Source organism: Chamaesiphon polymorphus CCALA 037, assembly GCF_003003845.1.
Lineage (GTDB): Bacteria > Cyanobacteriota > Cyanobacteriia > Cyanobacteriales > Chamaesiphonaceae > Chamaesiphon > Chamaesiphon polymorphus.
Genome location: NZ_PVWO01000246.1, coordinates 1 through 8,405, shown reverse-complemented (window position 1 = coordinate 8,405; position 8,405 = coordinate 1). Strand labels below are relative to the sequence as shown.

Annotated in this window: 11 protein-coding genes; 8 read left to right on the top strand and 3 right to left on the bottom strand. The window is 47.1% G+C overall.

The genetic code is table 11. The annotated features are described in order from the left end of the window. Positions 1-117: 117 nt before the first annotated feature. Positions 118-900 (top strand): carbonic anhydrase, encoded by a 783-nt coding sequence (locus C7B77_RS17635; protein ID WP_106307643.1) that lies wholly within the window; start codon positions 118-120, stop codon positions 898-900. A 22-nt stretch (positions 901-922) separates the two neighbouring features. Here the strand turns inward: C7B77_RS17635 and C7B77_RS17630 are convergent, their stop codons facing one another. Both C7B77_RS17630 and C7B77_RS17625 read right to left on the bottom strand, forming a co-directional pair. Next, positions 923-1,225, bottom strand: a complete 303-nt coding sequence (locus C7B77_RS17630; protein ID WP_106307640.1) for a hypothetical protein — start codon at positions 1,223-1,225, stop codon at positions 923-925. Continuing rightward, on the bottom strand, positions 1,226-1,588 hold the full coding sequence (locus C7B77_RS17625; RefSeq protein WP_106307637.1) for a winged helix-turn-helix transcriptional regulator: 363 nt from the start codon (positions 1,586-1,588) through the stop codon (positions 1,226-1,228). 96 nt (positions 1,589-1,684) lie between these two features. Here C7B77_RS17625 and C7B77_RS17620 point away from each other — a divergent pair, with 96 nt between their 5' ends. From C7B77_RS17620 to C7B77_RS17595, 6 genes are all read left to right on the top strand, one after another. Further along, positions 1,685-2,443, top strand: a complete 759-nt coding sequence (locus C7B77_RS17620; protein WP_106307634.1) for an SDR family NAD(P)-dependent oxidoreductase — start codon at positions 1,685-1,687, stop codon at positions 2,441-2,443. A 689-nt stretch (positions 2,444-3,132) separates the two neighbouring features. After that, positions 3,133-4,422, top strand: a complete 1,290-nt coding sequence (locus C7B77_RS17615; RefSeq protein WP_106307631.1) for an MFS transporter — start codon at positions 3,133-3,135, stop codon at positions 4,420-4,422. A gap of 863 nt (positions 4,423-5,285) precedes the next feature. After that, complete coding sequence (locus tag C7B77_RS17610; protein ID WP_015161393.1) at positions 5,286-5,594, top strand: carbon dioxide-concentrating mechanism protein CcmK; 309 nt, start codon at positions 5,286-5,288, stop codon at positions 5,592-5,594. 57 nt (positions 5,595-5,651) lie between these two features. Beyond that, positions 5,652-6,005, top strand: a complete 354-nt coding sequence (locus C7B77_RS17605; protein ID WP_015161394.1) for a carbon dioxide-concentrating mechanism protein CcmK — start codon at positions 5,652-5,654, stop codon at positions 6,003-6,005. 6 nt (positions 6,006-6,011) lie between these two features. Beyond that, positions 6,012-6,311 (top strand): beta-carboxysome shell vertex protein CcmL, encoded by a 300-nt coding sequence (gene ccmL / locus C7B77_RS17600; RefSeq protein ID WP_106307628.1) that lies wholly within the window; start codon positions 6,012-6,014, stop codon positions 6,309-6,311. Between the two features lie 160 nt (positions 6,312-6,471). After that, positions 6,472-7,446 (top strand): RuBisCO small subunit-like domain-containing protein, encoded by a 975-nt coding sequence (locus C7B77_RS17595; protein WP_106307625.1) that lies wholly within the window; start codon positions 6,472-6,474, stop codon positions 7,444-7,446. Here the strand turns inward: C7B77_RS17595 and C7B77_RS30100 are convergent. Continuing rightward, positions 7,424-7,576, bottom strand: coding sequence for a hypothetical protein (locus tag C7B77_RS30100; protein WP_181243905.1), 153 nt, complete (start codon positions 7,574-7,576; stop codon positions 7,424-7,426). The genes C7B77_RS17595 and C7B77_RS30100 overlap by 23 nt on opposite strands. Positions 7,577-7,668: 92 nt before the next feature. Between C7B77_RS30100 and ccmN the strand changes: the two genes are divergently transcribed. Further along, positions 7,669-8,313, top strand: a complete 645-nt coding sequence (ccmN, locus tag C7B77_RS17590; RefSeq protein WP_106307622.1) for a beta-carboxysome scaffolding protein CcmN — start codon at positions 7,669-7,671, stop codon at positions 8,311-8,313. Positions 8,314-8,405: the final 92 nt, after the last annotated feature.

Sequence of the window (8,405 nt, the reverse complement as noted above, 5' to 3'; positions counted from 1 at the left end):
TCCGAGGAGGGGATTTTTTTGGTAGTTTGGTATTTAGATAAATAACAATCTGGTTGGTGCGATCGCTTATTTGAGAAATAATGAGTTTAATCGAGCTGAGAGAGAAATATTATTTAGATGAATATAGTTAAAAAGTATTGTCTGCGGACGATCGCAATCGCGATCCTATTTGTGTTCGGATTGTGTCTATCTCCATTACCAACTTTAGCAGCAGAGAGCGCGCCACAGTGGGGTTATGAAGGCGATTTAAATCCCGATGCATGGGGTAAGATTTCGCGCGATTTTGCGACCTGTGATGTAGGTAAAAATCAGTCACCGATCGATATTACAGGAGCAGTAACAGGACAACCCGTGCAGATTGCCTTTAATTATCAATCTTCACCTTTGGCTGTGGTAAATAACGGACATAGTATTCAAGTTAACTATAATCCGGGTAGCACGATCTCGATCGATGGTGAAGAATATCAATTGCTACAATTTCATTTTCATACACCTAGCGAACATAAAATAGCAGGTAAAGCTGCGGCAATGGAAGCACATTTCGTTCATCGCAATGCAGCGGGCAAACTTGCTGTCGTAGGCGTAATGATGAATGAAGGCCGAGAGAATCCGCTTATCAGTAAAATTTGGAAAGCAATTCCACCAATCGGTCAAACAAAGGCAATCGATAACATCACGATCGATGCCGCACATTTATTACCAAATAGTAAGTCTTACTATAGTTATACCGGATCGCTAACGACACCGCCTTGTAGTGAAGGCGTTAATTGGGCTGTTTTAACAACACCAATTACAATTTCTAGCTCGCAACTTCAGGAGTTTAAAAAGCTTTATCCGATCGATGCCCGTCCGATTCATTCTACAAATGCTAGGAAAATCGAATTACATGGATCTGTTTGAGCTAATACTTGTTCTGTTTGAGCTAATACTTGTGCTGAAAAACTTCTGCTAATATTTGACGATTCAGATCGTAAATAGAGAAATCTAAATTTGGCAATAGCTCTACGCGATCGTGAATAAATCGATCGCGTATTTCTTTTAAAAATAGGCGATCTTCCTTAATGGCGTAATGACAGTAGAATCCTCGATAACAACCAGTAGAACAATTTTTATCTGGAACAATCCCATGTGTAGCAGGCTCGAACCATACTTCCCAATTGCTACGTTGTTCGATCGCATATTTTTGATTATCGATCGAGATTTTATCCCTAATTTGAGCAGTCATTTATAAAATCTGGTTATTTCGATCTAATTCGAGTTCTGTTTGTAACTGTTCGATCGAGTCTAAGATTGGCACGAATCGCTGTCCAAAATCAGTCAAGTGATACTCTACGTGTGGCGGTACGGCAGGATAGACAATTTTTTCTAAAATACCCAAACCTATCATCCGCCGAAAATAATAATTCTGCACCTTGGTAGTCAAACCATCTAATTCTCGCTCGATCGCGCCAGGACGACAAATACCTTTGCGAATGAGTGCCAAAATTCGCAGCGACCATTTACAGCCGAAGACAACTTCCACCGCTTCGGCAACATCGGGAATTTTTTCTAAAATTTCTGGGGCGCGAACTGATGGTATTTCAGTCATAAAAGTAACCTACCTATCAAAATTGTGCCTGCTTGCGGGGATTGAATTGCGCTCGTATTCTGAGCATAACCAAGCATAGCAATTTAGGGGCGAGCCATGAGTCTGAAAGATAAAGTTGTATTAATCACAGGTGGCGGAAGCGGTATCGGTGCGGATGCGGCGCAGGCTTTCTACCAAGCTGGAGCGAAGATCGTCCTCAATGGACGGCGCGAGGAAATATTAGCCCAGACAGCCGCTCGGATCGATCCGACTGGGGAGCGGGTTGTCTACATGACGGGGGATATCGGACAACTAGAAACGAGTCAAAATATCGTCAAATTGGCAGGATCGCGATTTGGCGGCGTCGATATACTGCTCAATAATGCAGGTGTTTTTGCGCCGAAACCTTTTCTCGAACATACCGCCGCAGATTTGGATAGTTATCTGAATTTATTGCGCGGCTACTTCTACATGTCCCAAGCCGCGATCGCGCAAATGCAACAACGGGAGAGTGGATCGATCGTCAATATCGGCTCGATGTGGTCTTCACACGCGATCGCGGCGACACCATGCAGTGGTTCTTCGACAGCCAAAGGCGGCGTACATGCCCTCACGCGCAACTTAGCGATCGAATTTGCCCCCGCTCGAATTCGCGTCAATGCGATCGCGCCTGCGGTAGTAGAAACGCCGTTATTCGACTCGATCCTCACCCCAGAACAACTGGCTGCGTTCGATACCTTTCATCCATTAGGGCGCAATGGACAAGTGAGCGATACGACGGCAGCAATTTTGTTTTTAGCCGATGATTCATATTCGAGTTGGATTACTGGGGTGGTTCTACCTGTAGATGGTGGTGTTACGGCTGGGCGTCATTAAGCTAGCCTTGCATTGAGCGGGGAGCGGGGGAGAAGGCAATTAAATTAAGCATTCGACAGATTAGAGTTGCAATTGCACAACAAATCGATCGCCTATTGACGATCGATTTGTTGTACGATCGCGATCGAATTAGGAATTTTAAATGTAGCCGTTTTAACGCAATCTCGGCACGATTGCTAAAATTGCGTTAACATATTTGAGAGACTTCAATCCATACGAACAATGAAGTAATATTTATAAGCCGATCGGCAGATGCAGCATTTTGTCAAGTAATTAAAGATTGCGATCTCGGCTTGCAGCGTAGCAATTTTAGAAAAATAATCTCGACTATCTGTGTCCTAAATTTTAATATTTTACTAATTAACCGCTCGATCGATCGGTAACTTTGAGTTGCCATTATTTAGATGGCGATCGCTCAGTGACGAGCTAGATTTCATAAGAAGATTTGGAAACTGCCGATCGCTTTGTTTTTGGCAGCGAGCCAAAGGGCGAGTGGAAATAAACAAATAATCGATCGACGATCGATCCAAATATCCGCACTCGATCGATTGAGTTGGGAATTTATCCAAAATACAGAGCGATCGATTTTATGCCCATAGCAAAGTATTTATATTCGCAGCCAGTTGGCTGTTAACGCAGGCGATCGGCGATCGCCAAGATTAGTCCAGCCCGATTTTGAATAGAGGAAGATGACCAAACTTTTTTATGCGGTTTTAGCGAACTCGCTAGTAGCTTCGCTGACAAATTCATTCGTGTGGTTTGCAGTGACATTTTGGGTGTATTTACAAACTCAGTCGGTAGTTGTGACATCGGTGATGGCGGGAATCTATTTATTAACAGTAGCTACTTCGGGCTTTTTGCTCGGCTCTGTAGTCGATCGATATCGCAAAAAATCGGCGATGATGCTGTCGAGTATTTGTTCGCTAGGTGCCTATATTCTCGATTACATTATTTTTCAAGTTACTCCAGCAGCGGCCTTTACCGATCCAAGTAGCGTCATGCTGTGGGTATTTATCATCCTGGCATTGATTGGCGCGATCGCGGGCAATCTGCGGACGATATCGTTGTCAACACTTGTGACATTTCTGATTCCCGAAGCCAAACGCGCTCGTGCCAACGGTTTAGTTGGCATGACAAATGGTGTCGCCTTCTTGATCTCTTCGATTATGAGCGGACTGGCGATCGGATTTTTGGGGATATATTGGATGTTAGTCTGCGCGATCGGACTGACAATTTTAGTTATCCTCCATTTATCGATCCTATCGATTCCCGAAACCAAAATCGTTCATACCGAATCTCATTTCGATAGCATCGATCTACCTGGCACGATCGCCGCCTTAAAGCTAGTTCCTGGGCTATTTGCACTGATTTTTTTTACCACCTTCAATAACTTTTTGGGTGGCGTGTTCATGTCGCTGATGGATGCTTATGGCTTGTCGTTGGTTTCGGTACAAGCATGGGGGGTTCTGTGGGGCTTCTTGAGTTTGGGATTCATCGTGGGTGGCTTGGCAGTTGCAAAAAAAGGTGTCGGTGCCAATCCGTTGCGAACGCTATTTATCGCCAATATCGTGATGTGGACGATCGCCACATTATTTACAATTCAGCGATCGATCGTGTTCTTGACGATCGGGTTATTTCTCTATCTATGCCTGATTCCGATCGCCGAAGCTTGCGAACAAACCATCCTCCAAAAAGTGATTCCACCAGAACGACAGGGACGCGTATTTGGGTTCGCTCAAAGTGTCGAACAAGCAGCATCGCCGCTAACTGCTTTCGCCATCGGCCCGATCGCGCAAATCTTGTTTATTCCATTCATGACTACAGGTGCTGGCGTAGAGCTGATTGGCGACTGGTTCGGCACAGGCAAAGATCGCGGTCTTGCACTGTTATTTACCGTCACTGGCGCGATCGGATTACTGATGACCTTGCTAGCCATGCGATCGCGTTCCTACCGCAAGTTATCGCAGTATTATCGTTAAATATAGAACCCATTTGAGATCTTTTGAGATCCTGGCGGGGTGAGGGCAAAATCTACGCTTCATACCCCAATTCAGCAACGCCCCAACAAACGACAGGATGACGTATTTTGCCCACCAACCGTAGAGATCTTAAATGGGTTCTATAAATGACGTTAGGGTAGAAGTCATCTTTGTTATTAGACATATCCATTACCCCTAGATCGATGACATTCAGCACTAATGCGAAGCGCACCACGCTTCGCACAGATCGACCCTTCGGAGGGGGGCTGGGGGGAGGTCTCCCCCCAGACCCGGGTTCTCTAGCACCAGCAACCTAAAACTAAGCACTATTTCAAAATCTCGATATTAGGGGGACGTCTCCAGATCCATCCCCTTGAAAAGGGGAAAGCTTGACTTGGAGTTCAGCAAATAGACCAATTGACCGATCGCAGATCGCGACCTTTATTGCCACTCCAAACTGGCGACAAAACCGATTAACACACTGCAACCACAACAACACATTTTTGTCAAGCAAAATTCATCGAGTTTTCGGACGAATTACAGTCGTCATATAAAACTTTCTGATATCTAAATTAACAAAATAAAATTGTTGCTTATATTGCCAAAGCGTAACGTCTCAGTCTATGCTTGACTTTAGCAGATCCCTAGTATTGAGTTTTTGATAGACAAAAGTCTATGGAAACAATCAGTGTATGCTACTAAATATAGATTTCGATCGACCTTCGATCGAGTCGTTATCTTGACTCGCTAGACCGTCGGGAAACCAAGGCGGGCGCGAGTCGCCCTCTTGATTCGCTAAACCCTCGGCAAAGCCGAGGAGCGCGAATCGCCAACTACAAATTTACTCTAAGGACGAAAAATATATGTCTATTGCCGTGGGAATGATTGAAACCAAAGGTTTTCCTGCTGTTGTGGAAGCTGCCGACGCCATGGTCAAAGCCGCACGAGTCACATTGGTCGGCTATGAAAAAATTGGTAGCGGTCGGGTAACTGTCATTGTCCGTGGTGATGTCTCTGAAGTACAAGCTTCCGTATCCGCAGGTGTGGAATCCGTTAAGCGCGTCAATGGTGGTGAAGTGCTATCCACTCACATCATTGCTCGTCCCCACGAGAACCTAGAGTACGTCTTACCCATGAACTACACCGAAGACGTCGAAAAATTCCGCGTCTAGAAGTTGCAAGTTAGCTAAAATATCGCATTAAAGTCAAAAATTTAGGAGTCATTGATAATGTCTATTGCTGTTGGGATGATCGAAACCTTAGGCTTTCCCGCCGTTGTGGAAGCTGCGGATGCTATGGTCAAAGCCGCACGCGTCACGCTAGTCGGCTACGAAAAAATCGGTAGCGGTCGCGTCACCGTCATCGTTCGTGGCGACGTTTCGGAAGTTCAAGCTTCTGTATCCGCAGGTGTTGAATCTGTCAAGCGCGTTAATGGCGGTCAAGTACTGTCCACACACATCATCGCTCGTCCTCATGAGAACCTTGAGTACGTCTTACCAATGAACTACACCGAAGATGTAGAGAAATTTCGCGATAGTTTAAATGGCCCCGGCCCACTCGCGATCGGCGGTAGACGTTCTTAAGGCTAGATGAAGCTAGCTAAAGTCCTGGGTACTGTGGTCAGTACCCACAAAGAACAGAGTTTAACCGGAACGAAGTTTTTGCTCGTGCAAATGCTCGATCCCGCAGGTAACGAACTGCCAGAGTATGAGGTGGCCGCCGATTGTGTGGGGGCAGGTTTAACAGAAGTAGTTTTAGTGAGTCTGGGCAGTGCTGCCCGTCAAATCTCCAACAAAGACCGCTATCCTGTCGATGCGATGATCGTCGCGATCGTGGATACAGTGGCACTGGGTAACGATCTGACTTACAGCAAACGCGATGCCTCATGATAAAAACTATTATGTAGTTAATTTTAAATTTTGGGTAATTTTTAAATAAATTCTTCCAAAGTGGCGATCGATAGGCCGATTCAGGTCGGCTGCATCTAGTCTGGTCAAGACTAAGATTTAAACTCAAAAGTTATTGATGATTTAACAGAGAACCGAAGATATGAGTGATATTAGTGATAGCGTCCGCCAACAGATTCGGCGGTTATTGAGTCAAGGCTACCGCGTGGGCATCGAATACGCCGATGCTCGCCGTTTTCGGACTGGTTCGTGGCAAAGTGCGACAGTCACTCAAGGCAGTGAAAGCACTGTCCTCGCTAGCATCGCTAGCGCGCTCGACCAACACCAAGGCGAATACGTGCAACTGCTGGGTGTCGATACCCAGTCGCGCACGCGGGTATTGGAATTGATGATTCAACGTCCCGATGGTGCCGTAACTCAAGTGAGTAATGCCAAGATTAATGGTGGCAAGACCGCAGTTGCCAGTAGCGGCAACTCCGTCAGCAATGGTGGTGGCACTGATGTCGCTCGCACGGTTCGGGATCTGTTAAATCAGGGTTGTCGGATCGGCACTGAGTTTGCCGACCCCCGTCGCTATCGCGCTACTTCTTGGACGAGTGGGCCATCCTATCAAGGCGCGCGCGAAGCCGAAGCGATTGCGATGTTGAGCGAGTTAGTCGCCAACCATCCAGACGATTATGTGCGGCTGATCGGGATCGATACTCACGCGCGTCGTCGGGTTACCGAATTAGTCATTCACAAGCCAGGAGAGCCAGCGACCCTCAGTACTGGCGGTGGCGGTAGCAGTCAAAAAACTAGCTCATTCAGTAGCTCCTATGGTGGATCGAGTGTGGGCAGTAATATCAAAACCTCCCTCAGTGCCGAAGTAGTAGCATCCGTTCGTCGCCTGCTGGAAAATAGCTATCAAATCGGTACCGAACATGCCGATATCCGTCGCTTCCGCAGTAGCTCTTGGCACACTTGCAAGCCAGTATCGGCTACTCGACTCCAAGATGCAGTCGCGCAATTAGAGACTTGCTTGCAGGAACATGAAGGCGACTACGTGCGGTTGATTGGGATCGATACCCAAGCAAGACGTCGCGTTCATGAGGAAATCATCCAACGCCCTCAAAAGTAACACGAACGGCAAGCGGCAAAAAGTTACCAGTAAACAGTTGGAGCCGAAATGTCAGCCAAAGCTGATGCCGATCGATAGTTGTAGTAGCTAACGGCTCATAATGCCCGAATGAGGCTCTAGACCGTCCCAATTATCCTAAGTGCCAAAACTTAAATTTAAGTAGATGGCAGCCGCTCAGTCCCACTGGTAAACACCTGTTTTGCGCTCCCGCGATCGATCCTCATGTTAACTAAGTTCCGATCTTTATCTAGGGAGGTAGTCCCCGTCCATTTCAATGGTAATGTCTCGATCGATCCGAGTGCCGCGATCGCGCCTGGAGTTTTACTTCAAGCCGAAGCCGACAGTCGGATTACGATCGGGGCTGGGGTATGCATTGGTGCGGGAACGATCGTTCACGCAGCAGGCGGCAATCTAGAAATTGGTGCGGGAGTTTGCTTGGGTCGGGGAGTACTAATAATGGGCAGTGGCACGATCGAGCGCAATGCCTGTATCGGCACGGGTACGACGGCAATCGATCCGCAGATCGAAGAGGGGGCAGCAATACCACCGCATTCACTGCTAGGAGACCCCAGTCGGGGTGAAGTATCGGTCGTCGAGGAGACTGCTACCTCAGCGGCTGAAGTAGCACCCAAAGCCGTCCAGACCCCAGAGACAGAAGATCTGTGGGATACTACCGATGCCTGGGACACACAACAGATCGAGACTCCCGCTGTAGCACCTCCTGCCGTTGACAATTCTCCCGATCGCTCGGAGACGCTGACAGTCACGATCGAAATCGATCGCAAATCTGCTAAATCGGTTGCCGGACGTGCCAACTTCGAGCGACTCAAACGTCACCTTTTCCCCGATGGTCGAACCAATGACTAAACCCAAACCACCCAAACTGACATCAACCAAAATTACGATCGTGTTGAACGGGAAAGGTGGTGTCGGGAAAACCACGACCGCCATCAATCTTG

Bases quoted from the DNA above. Each gene is read 5' to 3' on its own strand.
- C7B77_RS17635 (WP_106307643.1), top strand. From the start codon at position 118: ATGAATATAGTTAAAAAGTATTGTCTGCGGACGATCGCAATCGCGATC.
- C7B77_RS17630 (WP_106307640.1), bottom strand. From the start codon at position 1,225: ATGACTGCTCAAATTAGGGATAAAATCTCGATCGATAATCAAAAATAT.
- C7B77_RS17625 (WP_106307637.1), bottom strand. From the start codon at position 1,588: ATGACTGAAATACCATCAGTTCGCGCCCCAGAAATTTTAGAAAAAATT.
- C7B77_RS17620 (WP_106307634.1), top strand. From the start codon at position 1,685: ATGAGTCTGAAAGATAAAGTTGTATTAATCACAGGTGGCGGAAGCGGT.
- C7B77_RS17615 (WP_106307631.1), top strand. From the start codon at position 3,133: ATGACCAAACTTTTTTATGCGGTTTTAGCGAACTCGCTAGTAGCTTCG.
- C7B77_RS17610 (WP_015161393.1), top strand. From the start codon at position 5,286: ATGTCTATTGCCGTGGGAATGATTGAAACCAAAGGTTTTCCTGCTGTT.
- C7B77_RS17605 (WP_015161394.1), top strand. From the start codon at position 5,652: ATGTCTATTGCTGTTGGGATGATCGAAACCTTAGGCTTTCCCGCCGTT.
- ccmL (WP_106307628.1), top strand. From the start codon at position 6,012: ATGAAGCTAGCTAAAGTCCTGGGTACTGTGGTCAGTACCCACAAAGAA.
- C7B77_RS17595 (WP_106307625.1), top strand. From the start codon at position 6,472: ATGAGTGATATTAGTGATAGCGTCCGCCAACAGATTCGGCGGTTATTG.
- ccmN (WP_106307622.1), top strand. From the start codon at position 7,669: ATGTTAACTAAGTTCCGATCTTTATCTAGGGAGGTAGTCCCCGTCCAT.